The organism is Clostridium boliviensis (assembly GCF_033342255.1).
GTDB lineage: Bacteria > Bacillota > Clostridia > Lachnospirales > Lachnospiraceae > Lacrimispora > Lacrimispora boliviensis.
The window spans coordinates 13,127-35,043 of the sequence record NZ_JAWONS010000123.1 but is presented as its reverse complement, the minus strand read 5'-3'; the positions used below and the strand labels follow the sequence as shown (position 1 = coordinate 35,043).

Genomic DNA, 21,917 nt, shown 5'->3' with positions numbered 1-21,917 from the left:
ATATTAAAACTAAAGGAGGAGTTTTATGAAATATTTTGATATAAGTGTTAATGATTCATATAGGACCTCCCCCCAGATTACGAACTGGTATGAAGAAATAAAAGTTCGTTTAATAAACTGGGAGATTTACCATAAGCTGCCGAGAAGAAAGGTTTTAATGATCACTTCATCTCCAAATACTATTTTTACAGATATCATATCATTTCCCTTTTTATTGGTTTCACCAATGATAAAAGAAGTAATAAGACTGTATAGAGATGAAGTTGTTTTCAGAGAAATCATACTTTTGGATATTAAGAATAAGTTAGAAAAGCAGTATTATTTACCAGTTATGGAGGAGAGCAGTGATATTGAATTAATTAATCTAAAAGGCAGAGAAACTATTGTCACTGAGAAAATTAAAACCCCGGCATGGGTAGAAGGAAGGAATATTTTCTGGGTGAAATATAAAGAAAAAAGGCATACCATAGTCAGTCTCGATTTTGCAGAGAGTATATTGAGAAGAAATGCTGTAGGAATCGGATTACAGGAAGTTATATTAAGCGAAGGGGGAAAATATGAGAGCAGAAAAAATTGAAGTAGAACCATTCAATGAAATGAGAGTGATAGATTATCAAAGTATCAAACAGGTAAACGAGCATGCCAATGTTAAAATTACAGGAGCTATACCAATAGCCAGGCTGGATGAGTATATTAAAACTGCCAGAAATATTAAAACTGTAAAAATTACTGCATCAGAATTGAATGGTGAATGTTATACTTTATTGTTTGGGTATTTAACCATATTTGACATTAAGGTAGAAAATGGTGTTGCAGTTATGACTCTTGAAGTAAAGACAGGTACATGCTTGATGGAAAGATCGATCCATACAAGAACATTTCAGGATACTTTAATTACTTATCGTACAGTTTTAGAGACCTGCAATAATTTCTATGACAATAGCAATATGATCATGACCTGTGGAAAAGAAAGTCCGATACCGGAATTCATTATGCAGTATAAAGAAACTGACTGGACTTTTATAAAGCGGCTTGCGTCTTATCTTCATACAGTAGTAGTGCCTGATACCCAGACAGGTGGAGTAAAATACTATTTTGGTCTGCCAAAGTGGAAAAAAAGAACAATGACTCAGACTGTTTCCTATAAAATATGCAGAGATCTGGCGGAGTTTGAGAAAAAGAAACTACAGGCAATTCATATCGATGAAGAAGAAAGCGGATATTATGAGGTAGAAAGCAGAGAAATTTATGAAATTGGCGCCTGTGTAGATTTTTTAGAAAAAGAATTATTTATTTATCGCATAGAATCATCTATGAAAGGACAGGAATTATACCATACATATTTTCTAAAATCCCAAAAGGCACTAATGCAGGAAAGAAGATTTAATAAGCAGATAATAGGAGCTGCATTAAGGGGTAGTGTTAAATCAGTGAAGGACGATATGGTTCAGATCAGTGTATCAGAGGATGAAAACAGAGAATCCACCGGTTATAAATGGTTTCCCTTTTCTACTGTTTATTCGTCACCGGATGGAACTGGTTGGTATTGTATGCCAGAGTGCGGCGATACTGTTCATTTACGCTTTCCGTCAGAGAGAGCTTCTGATGCTTATGTAAGCAGTGCGGTGCATGAATATAGTGATGAAAGGACGATGCCGGAAAAAAAGATATTCAAAAATAGACAGGGGAAGGAAATTTGCCTGGCTCCAGACTACATACTTCTTACAAATAATTGTGGAATATCTGTTGAATTGTCAGATGGAAAAGGAATACGAATGAAGAGTAATTATTCTGTGTTGCTGGAGGCGGGCGAAAGAATTTCTGTAACCAGCAAAACAGCGGATATAGTTATGAATGCTTCTTCAAAACTCCGTTTAAAGCAAGGGGATTCAGCAATTAATATAAGCGATGGTATATCAATGGAAGGCATGCATGTTCGCCTTCATTAGGAGAAGGGAGAATTATGGAGTTAAGGATCAACCAATATTTAGTAACAAATATAGAAATACCATTGAGTAAAGTCATTGGGTTAACTGCTAAATGGGAAGTAAATGAACATGGCTGCTTAAGACTAAAAGGGGAAATTCCCTATGAAGCAGCATTGAAAAGTCCAAATCAACTTTTTCTGAAATCGCCCATTGAATTGAAAATGAATTGGCAGGGAGAAGAAAAGGTACTATTTAATGGATTAGTGAAGAATTATGAAATTACATTTGAAGGTAGATCAGCTCAGATCTGTGTAGAAGGAATAACAGCAACGTGGAAATTAGATATTGAAAGAAAAAAGAGATCCTTTCAGGATACGGAGATGACATATGCTGATATTTCTAAAGAAATAGCGGTTAAACAAGGGGCTAATTTAATTATAACATGTGGGAATAGCATGAAAATATTAAAACCACTCATTCAATACATGGAAACAGATTGGGAGTTTGTAAAACGGATTGCCAGTCACTTAGGTAAATCTGTGATCAGCGATCTGCTTACAGGGAAACCGGCATTTTGGTTAGGGATGCGACAGGGAATAGAGATACCAATATTTTTTAAGAACTCTTATGAGATGATGATAGAGCTTGAATCAAGTCAACAAAGTTATATCGTAAAAAGCAAGGAGGTTTATCAGATTGGAGACAAAACGGTATTTCAGGGCAAAACATTGGTTATCTATAAAAGAATAATAGAATTTGACCGGGGAGAGATGCTGTTTACCTATACGCTTAGTGAGGAATCTGCCATTAGGCAGAATGTAATATACAATGAAGACTTAACCGGCCGGGAGCTATATGGAATAGTAGAACAGGTTGTCGGGGAGAATGTGGCTGTTCAATTGGAGATAGATGGTGATGAAAAGAATGGAGCCTATTTGTACCCATGGAGGCCAGAGACAGGGAATATGATGTATGCAATGCCTGAAAAGGGGAGTCCTGTACTTTTGACTATGCCATCTTATGATGAACGAGAGGCAGTGGTTAAGGTATGTCTGCATAGGGACGGGGCAGAAAGTAATTATGGAAAACATTATCAAAATCGAATCATGCAAACTTCTGATAGTGCAAAGATAAAGCTTTATCCCTGTATACTGGAGATGTCAAAAAAAGAAAATAAATTGGTATTAGAAGATGAAGCAGGAATATATATCGGAAGCGGAAAAAAGATTGAAATAGAAGCAAAAGAGAAGGTGCGGTTAAAGGCAGAAAGAATTGATTTAAAAGCATCGGATGAGATAAAGGGAATCATAGGATAAAAAAGGAGCTTCCTGTATAATTCAAATATAGGGAATTCCAAGAAAGAAGGTTGAGAAAAAAATACCTCAGTGTAAAATAAGATTACTGACTTTGCCGGTTAGTAAAAAATCTTATTAAACAGAGAGGTATCTAGAAATGAATTATAACACACAGAATGCAAAATTAGGAACTATTACAGAAAAAACTTTAGTGGTTGGTATTGATGTTGGAAGTGAAATGCACTATGCCAGAGCTTTTGACTGGAGAGGTTATGAGTACTCAAAGAAGGCCTTCTCCTTCAGTAATACAGAAGCTGGATTTAACTGCTTTTTAGCATGGATGCATGAACTGGGAGAGAAGCATGATAAACAGGCTGTGCTTCCGGGGATGGAGCCAACAGGCCACTACTGGTTTGCTCTTGGTAAGTTCTTACAGGATAACGGCATGAAACCTGTTCTTGTCAATCCCCATCACGTAAAGAAATCCAAAGAACTTGATGATAATAATCCAACTAAGACTGATCGCAAAGATCCAAAAGTTATTGCAGGACTAATTAATGAGGGACGATTCTCTTACCCTTACCTTCCGGAAGGTGTTTATGCAGAGCTTAGGACAGCTTCAAATCTGAGATTTCAGGCGCAGGAGGAACTCACAAGGGTTCTTAATAGGATTGCAAGATGGTTCAGCATTTACTTTCCAGAATACAAAGACGTTTATGGGAAGAAAGATGCAAAAAGTGGATTGATGATTTTAGCACAGGCACCATTGCCGGTAGACATTATAGCGTTAGGTGTGGACGGAGTGAATAAAATCTGGCGAGACGCAAAGCTGAGAGGCGCTGGACTAAAGAGGGCAAAGACCCTGGTAGCGGCTGCAGAGCATAGCGTTGGAAGTCAGGAAGGTCTGACAGCGGCGCGTATGGAAATAAAAAATCTGCTTAATGATTATGATGTCTATAGCAAAAGAGTCGACGAACTTATGGCTCTTATAGATGACTTGATGAGTGGAATTCCATACATAGATAAGCTGCTGGAAATAAAAGGTGTTGGAAGTAAGACGGTATCTGGATTTATAGCTGAAGTGGGAGACATTAGTCGTTTTGATAACCCAAAGCAGATACAGAAACTGGCAGGATATGCACTGGTGGAGAATAGTTCAGGAAAACATAAAGGCGAGACAACGATAAGCAGGCGTGGTCGCAAGAGACTGAGATATCTGCTGTTTGAGGTTGCAATGTCATTAGTTGGAAAGAATGAAGAATTCAGGGAACTGCACCATTACTATACAACCAGACAGAAGAATCCATTAAAGAAGATGCAGTCGCTGATAGCAGTAGCCTGTAAGTTGCTCAGAGTGATTTACAAGATTCTGACAACAGGAGTCAGTTATGACCCAGTAAAGCTGCGAGGAGACATCAAGAGACCAGAGATATCGGTCCAAGCGGCATAAAAAGTAAAGAAAAAATGCTGAACCTCTGTCGAAAGATATCGCGGTTGAATTTAATTATCAAGGGTACGTCAGTACCGCTAAAGCGGCAGGCCCTTGACAATTAAATCCAGCCACGATAAATAGTAAACAAGAGGTTAAGCTTTAAACTGCCACAAAAGTGGCGATGCAGAAAGTAAAAAGCAACAGGAAAACGTCCGTTTTAAACAACGCTGTTGTGGGAGCAAAATCAGTAATCAAAAGAAAGAATGAGCCAGTAGTCGGCAGGAATATTTTCCATAGGGCATAGACCCAGTAAAGGAGCTAAGCTGACACCCTGGTTATGGATAGGCAGAACGAAGGTAGTTAGGACGCATGCGGAAACGGATGGAGATCCAGGTGGACACAGGAGGTTAGCTGCCATAGAGGGATGGGTATACACAAGGCCATGTAAAGCGAAAAGCAAAGACGTTTTACTTCGTGTACCCTGATACCACTATTTTAGTATTCAATACAGAGAAATATCCATAACAATGGCTCATTTACCTGAGATAAAGAAACAAAAAACCTTGATTTTTCAAGGAAAAAGACTTGACTATATGAGGAGGTTTAAGCTTGACATACTTCGATGAAGCAGTTTTGGAAATGAGACAGAACCAAAAGGAACAGAAACATACAACATTGGATACCGGAATTTATGTAAACAAGAAATTGATCGAGTTCAAAACAGAATATTTGTTTCGTAATCAGGTAGATATTATGCTGCCGATTTCATTTATTGATATACCGTCTGCTATCGCAGCGGTAAAATACCCTTCCGAATTCAGACCGCAGATTATAAAGACAAGTCTGGATGGCACCATTAATTTTACATTTAATCTTTTTGATATACCGGGAGGAGAACCTGAGAGAATAAATGAAATTGCGAACCAGTTCCAGGCAGTTTTAAAGCAGGTAAATTCTTCAGTAAAAATATTGGAGGTCTTCGAAGAAAAACAAAAAGAACAGTATTTTAAAATGTTTTCCTATAAAAGCTCAGGCATTGATGTACAGATATATAATCTGGTATGCATGACTTCTATAAAAAATAAAATTCTACAGGAGACATTTAACTGTTTATTTGATGAAGCTGATGATTGGAAAGATATAGCAAAAAGTATCTTTTTGACAACGAAAGAACATTTTTTATAGATTAGGCAAATCTTAATAAAGGAGGGGCTGGTGCATGAAGGAGGCTCAAGATAACAAAAGAATGGAATACTCAGACCACAATGAGGAAGATATGCGCATAGAGAAAATGATGCGTGAGATTGAGGGTATGGATCAAAGTAAAATCTATAAAGAGTTTCTGGTAGATGGGGCTTTGGTGGCGTGTCAATATGGAAAAAAAGTAATAAAGCTAAAGAAGGGTTCATCAAGCTTTACCTATGTAGGGTGCGATGAAGTGCTGACAGATAAAGACAGACCAACAGGAACCTGTGGAGTATGCCATGCTCCACAAATTTTTGGAAATCCGGGGCTTGAAAAAAAACAGAAGGTTATTCCGGCCAATGAGAGTATCAGTGGAAAGCAGATCTCTGATTATGGCCCGGAATGTATGATGGAATTATCACAGGTGTGGCAAGGAACAGAGATAGAGATGTTGGTTTGGGATAGCGGGGATCAAACGTATCACAGCATTCCTACTAATGAATCATTTTTAGTATGTAAGTATGGAGGCGGCTGTATATATCCAATTGATTCAGGTCAGAAAATAGAAAATTAAATTAGTAGAAGAAAGAAAAAGGGATGAATGACATAGAAAAATTGAGGGAGTATGCAACTCCGTTATGGGAAAAGCGATTGGAAGAGAAACAAAACCAGGTGGAAGCGTTTTTTCAAAAACATCAAGAGGAGATTATCAGGGATTTTTGCAATAGCATCATTGAAAATCTCCTGTCTGATACCTCTTATAAGCAAGAGGAAGGAGAACAGGAAGAAGTTTTATTTCTTGGAATCAGTTATCTTCATAGCAGTCTGGTTACGGGAACTTATGAGTATGAAATAAATTTGTTTAATCAATTGTTGTTTGCAGATGAGAAAAGGAAAAGTATGTATTGGCATCTGTATTTTCTATATCAGAATATAGAAGAAGACGAGGCTTTTTTGCAGAAAGAGCTTAATAAAAGGTTTGTTCGGGTTGAATCTCATGAAGTAGAAGTGTTGAGAAGACTTTTCATTTCTTATTATTGGAGAGTTGGTCTGAAGTATTTTAAGGTATTAGGAGACGCGCTGATAAAAGATCTGGAAGTGAAGAAATGGGCAGGAGAGAGGCAGCTTGTCATTTTATATGGTGAGCATATGGGGGAGTTAGAAGAAATCCTATAGGAGTGAGGCAGAATGGGAAAAACATATTTTAATTTAGTGGATCAGCTTAATTTTAATGGAGAGGCAATCAAGATAAAAGGGAATGCAAAGCAGGAATTAAATAAAACAGTAACAAAAGAAGAGAAAATATGGATACCGGGAAATTACAATTCTACATACCAATCGATGCTTGCTTCACAACCTCAGGTTTATAAAGCGGAAAGTATGAATGGAATTTCTACTGAGGTTTATTTGAGTGCCATTAATAGTTCGCCTCAGGTAGGAAAAATAAATATAGAGATGAATGATAATGGAAAGTGTGTCGTTGGTTTTAGTACAAGTCTGAACAAAGTGACAACTGGCGCACCAAATAAAAAAGCGAAGGAGAAAAATAATTATGAGGAAATTATAGTTTCCGGGTTGCAAGCGGAAGGTAGATTTATATATCAATTTATAGAAGCGGCTTTGCATGATATAAACGTAAGGATTAAGAAAGGGACGAAACCAGACCATATTACATGGCTGGTGTATTATTCAGAATTACTGTATAAAATTGGTGGCAATGATAATCAACATTTTAAAGAAACGGCTAAAAATTTGGGCATAAAAATTCAGCTTATTAAGAAGAATGACGAGCTTATTAATTACATTAATTTTAAAAGCATTTATGGGAAAAGTGAAGGAAGAAAAAAAAATAAAATATCATATATGTCTGTCTTTGGTCATGGACAAACACCATTGTATACTGGTGGAGCAGAGAATCAATTATCATTTGGATATGAAATGAATAAATATTCTAAAACTGGGGAGAATTTGGAATCAATACTTAATTTTAAGCAATCGGATATAGACCGTTTACTATCTGAAGCTTTTGATAATGGTAATATGGAAACTTATTTCTATACATGTAATGCTGGGACTGCAGATAAAAATGGACTTCGTTTTGCCCAACTATGGGCGGATAAGACAATAGGGATTAGCCATGCTTTTCAAAATGCCAGATCGAACTATATATTTATCAACAGTACCATGGATGAAATAAATGCGGCTTTCAATCTCCCTGGTGGTATGCCTGATCCTGCAGTTTCTGATTATATCAACGGACTCAAGGAAATATCAAAAGAGAAGGCAGAGAAAATAGCCAGATATATTACAGGTGAAAAGGGAGCAGAAACAGTGGGAGAAATATTTGATACATCGGAAGAATGGAAGGAAAAGCAAAGTAGAAAAATTGATAGAGAAAGGCTGGATAAGGCGGGTAAGAAATATGGATATGCGGATAAAGGCTCATTGCAGTATCCTATGGTTAACAATAGAGGAGATGATTGGAAAATCATTGTAGGGACATGGGGAGAACCACGGGGATTCTTAACATACACTTATACAGTGACCGGTATAATGGATATCTGTAGTAGCAAAATATAAAAAAATAGGGGAGAAATGAATGATAAGGATAATAAAGAATGGAATTTATGTATTTTTATTAGCAATGATTTTAATTCTTTTATTTTCTGTGGGAAATAAAATCCGTGAGGCAAATTCTCTTCCAATTGCATTACCGGCAATAGAAATGAGATATGCAAAAAGAATGGTGAAGAGGGATGAATGTTATATTATTCAGGTCACTAATCCAGAAAAAATGGAAGGACAATATTTTTATGAGGAAGATGGAGAAAAAAACCCTATAGCATTATTGGGAAAAGATCCAAGACAAGAATTGTCTTACATATTTATGGGTTCAGAGCAGAATAAGTTTTTGGTAAAGGGTTATGTAATTAAAGATTTTTCAGAATATGTAGATCAGATTGTTTTTTACGTAGAAGACTGGGAGATAATAAAGCCAGTAAAAAGGGATTATGGATATAAGGAGTATCGCCCGGAACAAAGGTTTTATTATCCTAAGGATTGTCTGGATGAGTATGATTTAATCAATGGAGATTATCATCCAACAGTTTATTATGATATTTTTATGGAGAACTCTGAGGGTAATTATTATCTTAAAAAGGATGGCTATTATAAAATAGAACCAAGGTGGAACGGTAAATCTCTGGAATGGTATTTGATAGAGGATGAAAAGAAGATACCCATAGATTTAAAAGGAAATTTACCAGAATATTCTTTTGATACAATTTTAAAAAATATACATTCCTATGAATATGAAGAATATAATAACTATTTTATAGTTAAAGGAAAATTGAGTGAAAATGAAAAAAACGTCTTGGAAATATATAAATGGTGGTTGGAGATTCCATTTTCATACAATGATACAAATTTTGACGGAAAAAGTTCCTGCTACGGATTCAATCATTCAGATTTAGAACAGGGTGTTTATAAAAGATATCGTTAAAGATAAATTTGTATAAGAATGAAAGTTATATTATTCAGGTCAAAAATCCAGAAAAAATGGAAGGACACCGTGCTTTGTAGTATAGCTTCTTACTAGTTATTTTACATCACAGAGTGGTAATTGAAAAACTTTCATGACTATTTGTACCGCGCTCGAAGGCACGCGGAATGGAGATTAATATGAAAAAAATAAGGATACTTGTTTTAAGTGGAATTTTATTAATATTAGTGTGTATACCAACCCTGTTTTACATTCAAGACAGAAGTAAAATAGGCAAAACAATTGACAGCTATAAAAATGTAAATGTATGTTATAACGGTTATTTTTATACAAAATCATATGGCAAACATTTTAGTGATGATGGTTACTACTATGGACGCAGTTGGCAGTGTGTAGAATTTATAAAGCGATTCTATTATGAAGCTAAGGGGCATAAAATGCCTGATTTATATGGTAATGCAAAAGACTACTTTTCGTATAGTACGAAACAGGGAGAGATGAATGTGCAAAGAGAATTACTCCAATATTATAATGGAGGAAATGTCGCTCCGAAAGAAGATGATCTGATCGTGTTTACAGATACGAAATATGGACATGTTGCTATTATAACTGAGGTTACGGAAAACGACATCGAAGTTATACAGCAAAATGTGTATGGAAAGCCACGTCAGAGATTTAGCATGACTAACAAAGATGGATGTTATTATGTTGGTACAGACAAAAAACCTGCTGGGTGGCTACGGGCAGAATAAATGTGGGCCATGGTCCATTTTTAATTCAAATGTCACTATATATGACAGAAAGATCTATCCCTGATGGACTAAATTAGGATTTGATGGATTACAGTACTTTGAAGATTTTGAGGCTATTGCTAGAAAACATGGAATTGAAGATAATAGAAGTAAGTTGGAGCAGGAGATAGAGAATATTTGTACTAATTTTAATACACTAAGTACTGAAATAGGAAAGTTAAGAAGTAATATTTATGAGCGACCGGTTGTGACTGAAGATTCCTTTTTGGTCTGCAGATGTGGCGGCATTATTAAGGTAGTACAAAATGGAAGTTGGGTCAATATTAGCCAAGACAGGATAGAGGCGAATATTATAGATCTGCTGAGGTTTGCTGAGGATCGTATATCTGTCCAATAATGTGGTCATCCTTTAGTCCTGCGCGATCATGTAAAGCGTATTGTAAAGGGAAAAGGCGGCGAAATCCGCTGGCTCCTTATCCGCAGACTTCTTTCTTTTATACCTTAATGACAGTATAAAGGACATTCCAGTGACGATCGAGGAAATAGAGCAATGCTAATTTAGGCTGGCAATAACACGAAAGGAAAATCCAAAGGAAAGCTCCTATACCAACTACCTATTTGATAAAGGTATTGATAAGTTTTAAAAAAAGCTAGGGGAAGAGATTTCTGATTTCCTTTATCATATGATGGTTCTTATGTCGCAAAGGGTGTAACATGGGAAGATATGAACAGGAAACTGGCGAATCGTTAGTAAGGGATCATTTAGAAAAATAGACTTTATGTTGCTAAAGGTAAATGGTACCGTGGCAGGTTAACCTGTTAAGGTACCATTTACCTGTTTTGATTTCACCGTATTTAACATTTATAAAATCTCCAATAATGAATTCAAAATTATTCATATCTTTAAAATTTTTACGAATCGGAAAGAGAACATCTGCGGCCTACCGATGTGTAGGCAATTCCCGGGTACCCAACCAACTGTTGCTTCATAGACCTTAAAGAAAGTTTCAAGTTTACAAAAATGATTAATTTTTCTTTCTTATTATTGAATTTGCAAATTCAAAAAATAATAGGAGGAGAATTATAATGGAATTAAATTATTGGAGCAACGGAAAAAAAATACCCTTAAAAAAATCTGAATCATATAGAGCATTTAAAGACAATGGTTATATGGAAAGTAAATACAAATCTTTAACTTCTAACCCAAATTCGAAAATGACTAATTTGAATAATGGCATTATTTTAGAGACAATAAGCGAGAAGCAGGTTTATAAAACCACTTCATTTTCAAGCAAAAATCAGCCAGAAGAAGATGATTTTTTTGTATTAGAAGCAGAAGATAAAACACCAATGATACTTACAAATCAGTTTATTATCCAATTCAAACCAGATGTAACAAGAGAAGAAATTAATAAGATTAATGATTCTAATAATGTTAAAATTATAGAAAATATTAATTGGGAGGAAAATTCATATCTTGTGGAAACCACAGAAGGTAAAGCAGTAAGTGCATTGGAGATGGCAAATACTTATCATAAAAATGATAAGGTAATATATGCACAGCCTAATTTTGTTCGGTTGCTAAAGCCTATGTCAGCAATAAGTAATGATACATATGTAAATAAGCAGTGGGCTCTTAACAATACTGGACAAACTGGAGGAATTGCAGGTGAAGACATCGCTATTTCAGAAGCATGGAAAATAACGAAAGGAAATAACGATATTATTATTGCTATTATTGATGAAGGTGTGGATTACAAACATGAAGACTTAAATGTACCAGATAAACTGGTAACCGGGTATGATGCTTGTTACAAGCGTAATGATCCAACTCCTAAAAGTGCTGATGCGCATGGAACTGCTTGTGCAGGCATAGCTGCCGCAAAAAGTAATAATAATAAAGGAATAGCCGGCGTGGCTCCGGAATGTAAAATAATGGGGATAAGAATTGCGTATGGAGTTAAGTATGGATCCGAAAGCATATGGGTTACTGATGATGCAAAAATTGCAGATGGAATTGCTAAATCTGTGGAAAGAGGAGCGGATGTCCTTAGTAACAGCTGGGGAGGCGGAGGTGACAGCCAAACTATTACAAATGCAATAAATAATGCCAAACGAAATGGCCGAAACGGAAAAGGATGCGTTGTTTGTTTTGCAGCTGGCAATGATAATGGCAGTGTTTCTTTTCCTGGTAGTCTGGATAATGTTATAACTGTTGCAGCATGTAATGAGTATGGTGAAAGAAAAAGTAAGACAAGTAGAGACGGCGAATATTGGTGGGGTAGTAATTATGGTCCGGAAGTTGATGTAGCAGCCCCGGGTGTTCATATTTTCACAACTGATATTATGAATAAGGACGGCTATAGTTCTAATAATTACGTAGAAGATTTTAACGGTACGTCTGCTGCGACCCCACATGTTGCAGGAGTTGCAGCACTTGTGCTTTCCGTTGCTCCAGAACTAAAAGCAAGTGAAGTCGAAGAAATAATCCGAAATACTGCAGATGACATTGGCGCTAAAGGTTTTGATAATTATACCGGTCATGGGAGAATAAATACATTTAAAGCTGTTTCAAAAGCATATGAAATGCATATGCGATCCGGCAGGAGCTGATGACAGTCTATTATCTTAAGGACATCAGAGCTGTAGGAGTGCAGCAAGATGTACCGTATGGTCAAGATTGAACGGCAGTGTGTTTCCAAGTGATGGAACGGACAATACCAATACGTAACTGGAACTGGATCTGCAGATTCAGAAACTATGTCGAAAGAGCCAACCTTTCACCATAATGGAAGGTTGGCTCTTTCGACATACACAATTGAACTAATATTTATAAATCCAATCTTATTTTTCCAGCAATTTTCATCCATCTCTTCTACCGTATGTATCTCATGGGGGTTTTCAGTAGAGAGAATCAGTTTATCGATTATTGCTATAATTAATATACCAAAAAAGAATCCGCCAACGGCAGCCCAGGAACCGCCTTTAACCCCCAGAGCAGAAGTCAAGGCATCTTTTGCTTTTACAAGAATTTCAGATGTAATGTACAATTTCGGAAGCTAACGTGTACAATTTTGGCATTTGGGTTGAAATTAATGTCGTAAAATGGTATTTTTTAGTAGATACATTTCGTTTAAAAATGGATTATAAAGCATAATTTTAGTAACAGATACGAAGGGGGCAGGATATTGGTTGGGATTAGTATGGATAAAATATTTGTGACAGGTACGGTAGAATTGAATCAGGTGTTACATTTTGAAATGAAAGCAAAAATGAATGAACACGCCATTCTTAAATTAGAAGGGTTGATGAATAATATAACCGATGAAAGCAACAGTGATTTAATTGGGAAGAAAATGTCCCTTATCTGTGAAGAAGAAGGAGTAAATATTCCTGTATTTACAGGAATAATACAAGAATCAAGATTAATATTCAAAGGAGAAGAATGTTATATAAAACTTAAATGTATATCTTCAAGTTACGAGTTTGATAAAGATAAAAAATACTGTTTTTATCAGAATCGACATATGACCTATCGGCAAATGCTTGATCTTGTTTCTGGAAAAGGGCGTAATATTTTATTTACTTGTGGAAGCGGATTAGAACTAAATACTCCATTATTGCAATATGAAGAAACCGATTGGGAATTTTGTAAACGAATTGCCAGCCAGTTTGGTTCCGTTGTTATACCGGAGATTACCGGCGAGTACCCCCAGATATCAGTTGGGGTTATCGGAGGAAAGCAATATCAGTTAGAAGACACTAATAACTACAAATGTCAAATGGAGTGGGGGGAATATAGAAAGAAGAGATTGCTCTTTCAATGTAATTCAGAAGATTTTTGTATATATACTGTTTCCGGAAGCCTGAACTATATGCTGGGAGATAAGGTATGGTTTAAAGATTCAAAAAAAATAGTTATCTCTAAACATGTCAGTTTTAAAAATGGTTTAATTCAAGTAGAATATAAACTTGGTTCAGAAGCTGTGGCAGGGATGAAACCATTTTATAACCATAGAATATGCGGACTGTGTCTGGGAGGAACTGTTAAATGGACATCCAAGGAGAAAATAAAAGTAAAACTGGATTTAGATCAAAAATAAGAATCCTCTTGATGAGGAATTATTTGCATTCGAATATGTTCCGGTATCAGGCAATATTATGTATGCGATGCCGGAAAAAGGGACAAGAGTTCAATTGTATTTTTCAAATGAAAAGGAAAACAGCGGGATTGTGATAGGAAGTGTAAATGAGAAGATTGATTATCCGGAAGCCTCTGTAAAAACTTTTCAAACAAAAGAAGGAAAAAGATTAGATATCCAATCAGCTCAAATAGGGTTATCAAGTGAAGTCAGTCAGATAAGTATGGCATTATCGGATCAACTTGGTATTAATCTGTTTTCCCAAAAGGATATTTTCATTAATGCTAACGACAGTATTAGGATCCGGACAGGTGGTAACGTAACAATGGATACACCACTGGGATACCATTTTGAAAATAAGAAATCAGGAGATTGTATTGATTTATCAGGAAATGAAATGCGGATGACAACCGAAAAAGCAGTTATCAGCGGACTTCCTCATAAGCTTGGGCATAAGCCGGAACAGGCGTGTAAGGACTTTGGCATCAGCAATTCATACCAATATGCAACGAATATTATGGCCGGTATTCCCCAGGGAATTGCTGAATCAGCTGTTTCTTCAGCTATACTAGGCGGATTACCTTCATTTCAAAATCCCAGTAAGGAGCATCAGGTATCTGAATTGATATTTTTAGGGAGAAATTAGTGAATTTTTTAATTGGGAGGTACCATGAAATATAAGGACGAACAAATTGCATTCATGCGAAATGAGCAAAAGAGAAGTAAGTATATAAACAGCGAAACAGGAATGTATGTCGGCGACAGGCTGATAAAATTTCATCAAATAGAGCTGCTTTCCTTTTTTGGAATTATGATGCCGGAAGAGTTTACACAGATGGACCCGGAACTGGCATCAAAAAAGTACCCGTCAGTTGACAGACCACAGGTCATTATGACAGATGAGGCAGGTGAGGTTAACTTTACCTTTAGCCTGTTTGAGCAGGAGATTGAAGCTGAAAAGATTGATGGTACATTAAATCAATTTCAACTTATGATTACAACCGCCCAGCCTGCAAATAAGTTTATGAGTAAAGGGCATATTGAAAACGATGAATACCGGTGTGGCTGGATGGAATTTAAGAGCCATACTCTGGACGGAGCTGTATATAATATTTTATCTATAACAGTAATAAATGAAAGATTTCTTTTAGGACTTTTTAATTGTCCTTATGAAGCATGGATGGAATGGAAACCAGTTATGCTGGAGCTGCTAAATACAATTCACGGAAAGGAAGAAGCATAATGAAAGCGATCAGTATCTTGTGAAACCATTTTCTATGATAGAAATTTTAGACTGCCAGATAAAAAAAGAGGTTAATGAACATATGCTGGCGTATATATCAGGTTATATTGGTGAAAAGGATGTTTTAAGCAAATTTACACCTGATACAGAAATTACAATTGAGATTACAGACGAAAATGGAGTCGTACATACTATTTTTCGTGGGCTACCTGATAAAATATCAAATACGGAAGAAGGCTATTTAACTAAACTGGAAATACATGCAATTTCTAAAACGACTTTATTAGACACAGAAGAGAAAGTGCGGTTTTTTTACAATAAGAATCAGACATATAAAGAAATTGTACGTTACATTGTTTCTAAGAATGAAAATGCCAGTATTATTATGAACCATGTTAGCGAACAATCTTGCAATATCATAGCGCAATACAGGGAGACAGACTGGTTCTTTTTAAAGAGACTGGCAAGCTGCTTAAATACGGTATTGGTTCCGGATTGTACGAACAGCCATATCTGCTTCTTTTTTGGATTACCCACAAAAGATGATGCAGAACTGGATGTGGAATTTTATGAAGTAAATATTACAGATCATATACGGGAATATATTGTAGAATCTCGTGAAATACTTAATTTGTGCACACCTGTGGAGTTCCATGGTCACAGATTATATGTACATGGAATTGAGAGCAGACTTTATAAGCAGGAATTAATACATAGATATTGTTTACGAGAAAAACAAGGCTTTCAGGTAAAACCCTATGGAAATGAAAAAATAATAGGGGCGTCTTTTATGGGGGAAGTTTCAAAAGTAAAAAATGATGTTGTACGAATTAATTGTAACTATGGTTGCAAAGTTAATAATGAGGATACTGTCTGGTTTCCATTTGCCTCCGTTTATTCATCGCCAGAAGGCACCGGCTGGTATTGTATGCCAGAGAAGGGAGACAGAATCCGAATATATTTTCCAGATGAAAACGCAAATCAGGCATACGTAATAAATGCAGTTCATACGGAAAGTGATGGTGATATGCGTAAAAATCCAGAAGAAAAATCCATAAGAACAATACACAACAAAGAAATACGTTTCACCCCTGAAAAAATAATGATTACCAACCATAAAGGATTATCTATTATACTGGATGATGAAAAAGGGATTATGATTAATAGTAACAAGGCAGTAAAAATAACAGCCTCAGAATCTGTAGAGTTTGCCAGTGGAGGGGAAACCAGCATTGTTGCAGGTAGAGGAATCATTTTCCGGGAGAATAATAATTCATTGATGATCTCTGATGGAATCAGCCATACAGGACTCACGATTCAGTATCAATAGGAGGTTTCATGGATTACTTTTGGATAAAAGAAGATAAGACTTACATGCACACACCAGTTATAACAAACTTAAATGATATTGTTAACCGCAGAGCAGCCATGTCATTAGAGAATTCTATCAATATACCTGATATTAATGTGGGTTTTGCGAGATCCGAACGGCCGCTTGATTATATTGATGTATTGGATGGACAATTGTTTCTGGTTAATGATGGTGTAAAAAAGGTATTTTCCGTCTATGAGCGTTCATTGCAATTTAAGACGGTGTGTATTTTAAATAATTTGGATGGGAGCAGCTGCAATTACTATGCGCCTCTATTTGTTAATGTAGACTGTCTGCCTGACGAGTACAAGGCTGTAAGAAATAGAAATAAACTGGAAAAGCTGATTATTAAAGCAAGTTCTGTCGAGGATTACAGTGTATTTAAGATTGCTGGTATTGATACAGATATTGTTATTATTCGCCTGGATGTGGCGGAGAGTCTTCTTAGAAGAGATATCAGAAAATTGACACTGGAGCGTGTTCAGCTGGTATATTAATACATATAATTGATAGGGGAAGTGATTATGAAAAATTTGAGTGGAAAGCAGAAGCCTAATTATCTTTTGGATTCGTCATACGTGATGTGTTCCTGCGCAAAGCAGGTTCCGGCGAAATGTAAAAAGCTGGATACAGAATGTTTTGAGTATTACAGACTTTTAAGAGCAACCGATAAAAATAATGGTGTATTTGGTAAGGACAGTCCGTTTATCAGGGATATTGACTGCGAGCCATTTATAAATCTGGATAAATTCGGGTGCTGTCAGGCAGATAATTATGTCAATGCAATGAACGACATTGTTTGTAATTTAAACAAGACTATGAAGCTTTACCCAGTGGACAGTCCTCAGTATCAGGCATTACAGAATAAATTTTTGTATTATTCCGATTGTGTAACAGCTGCTATGAATCAACAGGGTATTCCAAAACTGGGGCGTAATTATCCTTGTGTACTGGAATTAATAGACAGCTGGTTCAATACAGATGATAAGACCAGAATGAGTAATAAACTTGAAGTAATAGCAAAAATGAAGAAATTGCAAGTAAGTTATATGAAACAAATCAGGGAATCGCTTGCAAAATTGAAGCAGGGCTCAAATAAATATTTAAAGGATGAAGGCTTTGCTCCGGATCTGGCATATGCATTACCTCTGGGCAAAGAGGGACAGGGAAATATAGGCTCATGGGATTGGAAAGATACAAAGCGGGCGGTTTCTAAAAACTTATTAGACTATTTTGATGAAAATGAAAAGAAAAAAAGAGAAAGAGAAGAAGAAAAAAGAAAGATTCTTAATAAGGAATTAAATGCACAGTCTGACAGGGCCTGGTCACACAGTTGAAAGGAAATGGAGATGTACTGAAATCTGTTATAGAACAATTGCAGGGAATGGAACATGACGCAAAAACAGAAAATGCGTTAGGTGTTGCTTATTTGCGTCTCAGAAAATTTGATGATGCAGAACGCCATTTAAAAGCGGCTCTAGACCTGTCGGTTACGGAAGAAGAAAAAGCCTGTGCATTAACAAATTTATCAGAGTGCTGTCTATATCAAGATAAAAGAGATGAAGTTGATCGCTATGCAGAAGAAGCTTATGAAAAGGATATCTCAGATCCAATGAAACGCCTGATTCTGGATACCAATATGTTAAAAAAGAAATATCTGAATAGTGAAATAGACTATAAGCAGGTAATTAAAACCGCAAAAAAACTGATAAAGCAAGAAAGAAAATTATTAGGATCAAATCAGGCAATCGGGGTCTACAATTATTATATGATTGCACTGGCCAATTATAACTATGTTGGTAATGACGTAGGGATCCATTATATGAAAAAGGCATTACAATTAAATCAGAATACTTATCAGTATAAATCTGTAGAGGCAAATCTCTATCTTGAAATGGCGAACTATTATTCTAACAATTCAGAAGATTTTGATAAAGCATTGAAATGCCATAATAAATGCATAGAAATTTTGGAAAATTGGCAAACAAGAGATCACTATGATTTACTATATGCTTATGACAGAAGAGGTTCTTTCTACTCCTTTATAAGCCAGGATCAATATAAAGCAATTGAGGATTATGAGACAGCTTTAGTGCAATGTTCATCGTATCCAGAGTTGGCATATTCAATCTATATTGAGTTAGCATGGGTATATGAAAACTTAAAACAACCTGAGCAAGAGGTTAAGTGTTATGCCAGAGCATACTATCTTTGGCAGCACGAAAGATTTAATGATCCATTTGGTAGGTATAAAGACATGTTAATATATGCGTACAAAAATCTGGTGGAAACAGATTTGGATTATGAAACCTGGTTACAGGAGCAGCTTAAACAGGCAGAGGCAGATTTAAAAGAAAAATGGGGAGAAGTGAGGAGTGACGAAAATGGACTATGATGAAAACCAGATAGGCGGATATTCAATATCAGAGATAAGAGGATATCTGGAAAAAAATCAAGAAGAGTACTTAAATAGATTCAGACAAATTGATAGAAAGAAAAAATTTAATGGAGCCGCTGCATTTTTTGGTCCATTATGGTTTGCTTATCGAATGATGTGGATAGAGGGATTCTTATTATGGTTTATTTCTTCTGTAATTACATTATTTGCTTCGTATATTATTTATATGTTAATTTTAGCAAATATAATATATACCAAAGATTCTGCCGGACTGTTTTTATTTTTACTTTGGATTATAAAATTTGTGATAATAGGAAAGCTGGCTGATTGCATCTACTGGTGGAAGATAAAAAAGAGAATAGATGCTTCTCATTGGGAAGATGGAAAAAAACGAAGTATAATTCAAAGGTTGGCAAATTCTGTAGAATGTAAAGGTGCTTCTATATGGAGTGCAATTGTTTTTTTTATTTTACTAGATTTTGGAGATGCTGTTGTAGGAGCAATTGGAGTTGCAATGGCCACTGTAATGGCCCAAATCTAGACTGGCTTATTAAAAGAAGGAGTCTTGATAATTGATTAATGAAGCAAATTTGAAAAATAAAGTTATAAATGAGCTGCAGACGATTGCAGATGATCGTTATCTATGGTGTTCACAGAAGATAGAAAAAGAAATTGATTCATATATTGCTGAAATTACTGATGGTCTGAAAATTGTCTTTAATAATATTTACAGCCAATACATAAAATTACAGGATTCTGGCGAGGCAGGGACTCTGAAATGGATATATTTATCGTTTTTACATACAGGCTTTTTAGATCATTCCCCATGCTATAGAATCGATTTCTACGATAAAAGAGACTGCATTTCAGAAATTGAGTGTACAGAATTATGGGATTTTAAATATATATTTGATTGCTATTATAACATTGAAAATGAGATTATTGAAAAATTGAATAAACAGACCCGCGTATTAAGGCATGAAATAAATGATATGCTAATACAGCTACAGCAAAAGTTTCACTATTTAGCGAATGCGTGGATTATCACTATTATAAAAAATATTTTAAAAGAGGATGATGTGTTTATCTTAAAGGAGTCTAATGTTAAATTTATGCTGGGTGAATATTTAGATAATTCTGAATTGATTGCGGTATACGGCGATGAAACAGAATAGAAACCCGAGAGAATAATATACAGATATGGTTTTTCAGGCTTCATAGACATTAAAAACGCATTATGGTATAATAAGGAAATCCAAATGGTCCTTTCTGGTAATTTTTTCGTATGATACGGAGAATACTACCTGAATATACAGACCCTTTAGGAGAACTGGATCCGGTTGAAATCCAACATGCCGTTACCAGAAAATATTGAAAAAGAGGCGATTAACAATGTCAGAAGTGATCAATCATTTTTTTAAATATGTATCCTATGATACCCAGTCAAAGGATGAGGTTGACGCTGTTCCAAGTACTTCAAAGCAGCGGATACTTGCAGAAGAACTGGTGAAAGAACTGCAGACCATGAAGGCTGCAGATGTAAGAATTGACGAGCACAGCTATGTGTATGCTACCATTCCGGCTACCATGGACAAAGCAGTCCCTGTACTGGGATTTATCGCTCATATGGATACCTCTCCAGCCTACTCCGGTGCAGGTGTAAAGCCGCAGATCGTAAAGAATTACGACGGTAAGGATATTCTGATGAATGCGGATACTGGACTTACCATGAGCCCGGAAGAATTTCCGGATTTATTAAAATATATCGGACAGGATATTATCACTACAGATGGAACAACCCTGTTAGGTGCAGATGACAAGGCCGGTGTGGCTGAAATCATGACTATGGCGGAATACTTACTTGCCCATCCGGAGATTCCTCATGGAACCATCCGAATCGGATTTACACCGGATGAAGAAGTGGGCAGAGGGGCAGATTTCTTTGATGTGAAAGGATTTGCCGCTGATGTAGCCTATACCGTGGACGGCGGTGGGTTAGGAGAGCTGGAGTACGAAAATTTCAATGCTGCTTCTGCCAGAGTTTTAATCCACGGTTCCAGCATCCATCCCGGTTCTTCCAAAGGAAGAATGAAAAATGCGCTTTTAATGGGTATGGAATTTCATAACATGCTGCCCGCTGCTGAAAACCCTATGTATACGGAAGGGTACGAAGGATTCTACCACCTGGATTCCATGAGTGGAAACGTGGAGGAAGCCAGACTGGATTATATTATCCGTGATCACAGCAAGAAGAAGTTTGAAGATAAGAAAGAATTTATGACCCGTGTGGCAGATTATTTAAATCACAGATATCAAAGCGGGACAGTAGAGCTGATTTTAAAAGACAGTTATTTTAACATGAAGGAAAAGATTGAACCCCATATGTACCTGATCGATATTGCAAAGACGGCAATGGAAGATCTGGGAATTGAGCCGCTTGTTACTCCGATCAGAGGCGGTACAGATGGAGCACGCTTATCCTACGAAGGACTTCCCTGTCCAAACCTTTGCACCGGCGGTTACAATTATCATGGAAAATTTGAATTTATCCCGGTTCAGTCCATGGAAAAGGTTGTGAAGCTGCTTCTTAAAATTGTTGAAAAGTTTGCTGAAAAGTAATTTATAGAATAAAATTTAAAACGTCCGGAAATGGTTTTAATGGTATACT

22 protein-coding genes are annotated in these 21,917 nt (G+C 36.2%); 21 read left to right on the top strand and 1 reads right to left on the bottom strand.

The window, feature by feature from the left end:
• Nucleotides 1-25 precede the first annotated feature (25 nt).
• The 11 genes from RZO55_RS08110 to RZO55_RS08055 all read left to right on the top strand — a co-directional run bounded on the left by RZO55_RS08110 (nucleotide 26) and on the right by RZO55_RS08055 (nucleotide 12,707).
• Entirely contained in the window at nucleotides 26-577 is a 552-nt protein-coding gene (locus RZO55_RS08110) for a hypothetical protein (RefSeq protein ID WP_318063782.1), read from the top strand.
• Nucleotides 558-1,949: a phage baseplate assembly protein V gene (locus RZO55_RS08105; protein WP_318063781.1), complete on the top strand. Its 1,392-nt coding sequence runs from the start codon at nucleotides 558-560 to the stop codon at nucleotides 1,947-1,949. Before RZO55_RS08110 ends, RZO55_RS08105 begins: the two co-directional genes overlap by 20 nt.
• A 14-nt stretch (nucleotides 1,950-1,963) precedes the next feature.
• Nucleotides 1,964-3,244, top strand: a complete 1,281-nt coding sequence (locus RZO55_RS08100; protein ID WP_318063780.1) for a hypothetical protein — start codon at nucleotides 1,964-1,966, stop codon at nucleotides 3,242-3,244.
• Between the two features lie 136 nt (nucleotides 3,245-3,380).
• On the top strand, nucleotides 3,381-4,673 hold the full coding sequence (locus RZO55_RS08095) for an IS110 family RNA-guided transposase (RefSeq protein ID WP_318063779.1): 1,293 nt from the start codon (nucleotides 3,381-3,383) through the stop codon (nucleotides 4,671-4,673).
• A 591-nt stretch (nucleotides 4,674-5,264) separates the two neighbouring features.
• On the top strand, nucleotides 5,265-5,840 hold the full coding sequence (locus RZO55_RS08090) for a hypothetical protein (RefSeq protein WP_318063778.1): 576 nt from the start codon (nucleotides 5,265-5,267) through the stop codon (nucleotides 5,838-5,840).
• A gap of 34 nt (nucleotides 5,841-5,874) precedes the next feature.
• Complete coding sequence (locus RZO55_RS08085; RefSeq protein WP_318063777.1) at nucleotides 5,875-6,414, top strand: hypothetical protein; 540 nt, start codon at nucleotides 5,875-5,877, stop codon at nucleotides 6,412-6,414.
• Nucleotides 6,415-6,437: 23 nt separating this feature from the next.
• Complete coding sequence (locus tag RZO55_RS08080) at nucleotides 6,438-7,016, top strand: hypothetical protein (protein WP_318063776.1); 579 nt, start codon at nucleotides 6,438-6,440, stop codon at nucleotides 7,014-7,016.
• 12 nt (nucleotides 7,017-7,028) lie between these two features.
• Complete coding sequence (locus RZO55_RS08075; protein ID WP_318063775.1) at nucleotides 7,029-8,420, top strand: hypothetical protein; 1,392 nt, start codon at nucleotides 7,029-7,031, stop codon at nucleotides 8,418-8,420.
• Nucleotides 8,421-8,439: 19 nt separating this feature from the next.
• Complete coding sequence (locus RZO55_RS08070; protein WP_318063774.1) at nucleotides 8,440-9,342, top strand: hypothetical protein; 903 nt, start codon at nucleotides 8,440-8,442, stop codon at nucleotides 9,340-9,342.
• A 179-nt stretch (nucleotides 9,343-9,521) separates the two neighbouring features.
• Nucleotides 9,522-10,094, top strand: coding sequence for a CHAP domain-containing protein (locus RZO55_RS08065; RefSeq protein WP_318063773.1), 573 nt, complete (start codon nucleotides 9,522-9,524; stop codon nucleotides 10,092-10,094).
• A gap of 1,086 nt (nucleotides 10,095-11,180) precedes the next feature.
• Complete coding sequence (locus tag RZO55_RS08055) at nucleotides 11,181-12,707, top strand: S8 family peptidase (RefSeq protein WP_318063772.1); 1,527 nt, start codon at nucleotides 11,181-11,183, stop codon at nucleotides 12,705-12,707.
• 167 nt (nucleotides 12,708-12,874) lie between these two features.
• Here the strand turns inward: RZO55_RS08055 and RZO55_RS08050 are convergent, their stop codons facing one another.
• Nucleotides 12,875-13,144, bottom strand: coding sequence for a ZIP family transporter (locus tag RZO55_RS08050; protein ID WP_318063771.1), 270 nt, complete (start codon nucleotides 13,142-13,144; stop codon nucleotides 12,875-12,877).
• A gap of 138 nt (nucleotides 13,145-13,282) precedes the next feature.
• Here RZO55_RS08050 and RZO55_RS08045 point away from each other — a divergent pair, with 138 nt between their 5' ends.
• The 10 genes from RZO55_RS08045 to pepT all read left to right on the top strand — a co-directional run bounded on the left by RZO55_RS08045 (nucleotide 13,283) and on the right by pepT (nucleotide 21,868).
• Nucleotides 13,283-14,197 carry a hypothetical protein gene (locus RZO55_RS08045; protein WP_318063770.1) on the top strand — a complete coding sequence of 305 codons (915 nt, stop codon included), beginning with the start codon at nucleotides 13,283-13,285 and terminating at the stop codon, nucleotides 14,195-14,197.
• A 58-nt stretch (nucleotides 14,198-14,255) separates the two neighbouring features.
• A complete protein-coding gene (locus RZO55_RS08040) occupies nucleotides 14,256-14,882 on the top strand; it encodes a hypothetical protein (RefSeq protein ID WP_318063769.1) in 627 nt (208 codons plus the stop codon).
• 24 nt (nucleotides 14,883-14,906) lie between these two features.
• Nucleotides 14,907-15,479 (top strand): hypothetical protein, encoded by a 573-nt coding sequence (locus tag RZO55_RS08035; RefSeq protein WP_318063768.1) that lies wholly within the window; start codon nucleotides 14,907-14,909, stop codon nucleotides 15,477-15,479.
• A gap of 19 nt (nucleotides 15,480-15,498) precedes the next feature.
• Nucleotides 15,499-16,809: a phage baseplate assembly protein V gene (locus RZO55_RS08030; protein ID WP_318063767.1), complete on the top strand. Its 1,311-nt coding sequence runs from the start codon at nucleotides 15,499-15,501 to the stop codon at nucleotides 16,807-16,809.
• Between the two features lie 8 nt (nucleotides 16,810-16,817).
• Nucleotides 16,818-17,348 carry a hypothetical protein gene (locus RZO55_RS08025; protein ID WP_318063766.1) on the top strand — a complete coding sequence of 177 codons (531 nt, stop codon included), beginning with the start codon at nucleotides 16,818-16,820 and terminating at the stop codon, nucleotides 17,346-17,348.
• Between the two features lie 27 nt (nucleotides 17,349-17,375).
• Nucleotides 17,376-18,188 carry a hypothetical protein gene (locus RZO55_RS08020; protein ID WP_318063765.1) on the top strand — a complete coding sequence of 271 codons (813 nt, stop codon included), beginning with the start codon at nucleotides 17,376-17,378 and terminating at the stop codon, nucleotides 18,186-18,188.
• Nucleotides 18,185-19,246, top strand: coding sequence for a tetratricopeptide repeat protein (locus RZO55_RS08015; protein ID WP_318063764.1), 1,062 nt, complete (start codon nucleotides 18,185-18,187; stop codon nucleotides 19,244-19,246). Before RZO55_RS08020 ends, RZO55_RS08015 begins: the two co-directional genes overlap by 4 nt.
• Nucleotides 19,236-19,790, top strand: a complete 555-nt coding sequence (locus tag RZO55_RS08010) for a DUF2628 domain-containing protein (protein WP_318063763.1) — start codon at nucleotides 19,236-19,238, stop codon at nucleotides 19,788-19,790. Before RZO55_RS08015 ends, RZO55_RS08010 begins: the two co-directional genes overlap by 11 nt.
• A gap of 31 nt (nucleotides 19,791-19,821) precedes the next feature.
• Nucleotides 19,822-20,424: a hypothetical protein gene (locus RZO55_RS08005; RefSeq protein ID WP_318063762.1), complete on the top strand. Its 603-nt coding sequence runs from the start codon at nucleotides 19,822-19,824 to the stop codon at nucleotides 20,422-20,424.
• 217 nt (nucleotides 20,425-20,641) lie between these two features.
• Nucleotides 20,642-21,868 carry a peptidase T gene (gene pepT / locus RZO55_RS08000; RefSeq protein ID WP_318063761.1) on the top strand — a complete coding sequence of 409 codons (1,227 nt, stop codon included), beginning with the start codon at nucleotides 20,642-20,644 and terminating at the stop codon, nucleotides 21,866-21,868.
• Nucleotides 21,869-21,917 lie beyond the last annotated feature (49 nt).

What these genes read in the sequence shown, in the direction of transcription:
- RZO55_RS08110 (WP_318063782.1), top strand. Translation starts at nt 26, where the DNA reads ATGAAATATTTTGATATAAGTGTTAATGATTCATATAGGACCTCCCCC.
- RZO55_RS08105 (WP_318063781.1), top strand. Translation starts at nt 558, where the DNA reads ATGAGAGCAGAAAAAATTGAAGTAGAACCATTCAATGAAATGAGAGTG.
- RZO55_RS08100 (WP_318063780.1), top strand. Translation starts at nt 1,964, where the DNA reads ATGGAGTTAAGGATCAACCAATATTTAGTAACAAATATAGAAATACCA.
- RZO55_RS08095 (WP_318063779.1), top strand. Translation starts at nt 3,381, where the DNA reads ATGAATTATAACACACAGAATGCAAAATTAGGAACTATTACAGAAAAA.
- RZO55_RS08085 (WP_318063777.1), top strand. Translation starts at nt 5,875, where the DNA reads ATGAAGGAGGCTCAAGATAACAAAAGAATGGAATACTCAGACCACAAT.
- RZO55_RS08080 (WP_318063776.1), top strand. Translation starts at nt 6,438, where the DNA reads ATGAATGACATAGAAAAATTGAGGGAGTATGCAACTCCGTTATGGGAA.
- RZO55_RS08075 (WP_318063775.1), top strand. Translation starts at nt 7,029, where the DNA reads ATGGGAAAAACATATTTTAATTTAGTGGATCAGCTTAATTTTAATGGA.
- RZO55_RS08070 (WP_318063774.1), top strand. Translation starts at nt 8,440, where the DNA reads ATGATAAGGATAATAAAGAATGGAATTTATGTATTTTTATTAGCAATG.
- RZO55_RS08065 (WP_318063773.1), top strand. Translation starts at nt 9,522, where the DNA reads ATGAAAAAAATAAGGATACTTGTTTTAAGTGGAATTTTATTAATATTA.
- RZO55_RS08055 (WP_318063772.1), top strand. Translation starts at nt 11,181, where the DNA reads ATGGAATTAAATTATTGGAGCAACGGAAAAAAAATACCCTTAAAAAAA.
- RZO55_RS08040 (WP_318063769.1), top strand. Translation starts at nt 14,256, where the DNA reads ATGTATGCGATGCCGGAAAAAGGGACAAGAGTTCAATTGTATTTTTCA.
- RZO55_RS08035 (WP_318063768.1), top strand. Translation starts at nt 14,907, where the DNA reads ATGAAATATAAGGACGAACAAATTGCATTCATGCGAAATGAGCAAAAG.
- RZO55_RS08025 (WP_318063766.1), top strand. Translation starts at nt 16,818, where the DNA reads ATGGATTACTTTTGGATAAAAGAAGATAAGACTTACATGCACACACCA.
- RZO55_RS08020 (WP_318063765.1), top strand. Translation starts at nt 17,376, where the DNA reads ATGAAAAATTTGAGTGGAAAGCAGAAGCCTAATTATCTTTTGGATTCG.
- RZO55_RS08010 (WP_318063763.1), top strand. Translation starts at nt 19,236, where the DNA reads ATGGACTATGATGAAAACCAGATAGGCGGATATTCAATATCAGAGATA.
- pepT (WP_318063761.1), top strand. Translation starts at nt 20,642, where the DNA reads ATGTCAGAAGTGATCAATCATTTTTTTAAATATGTATCCTATGATACC.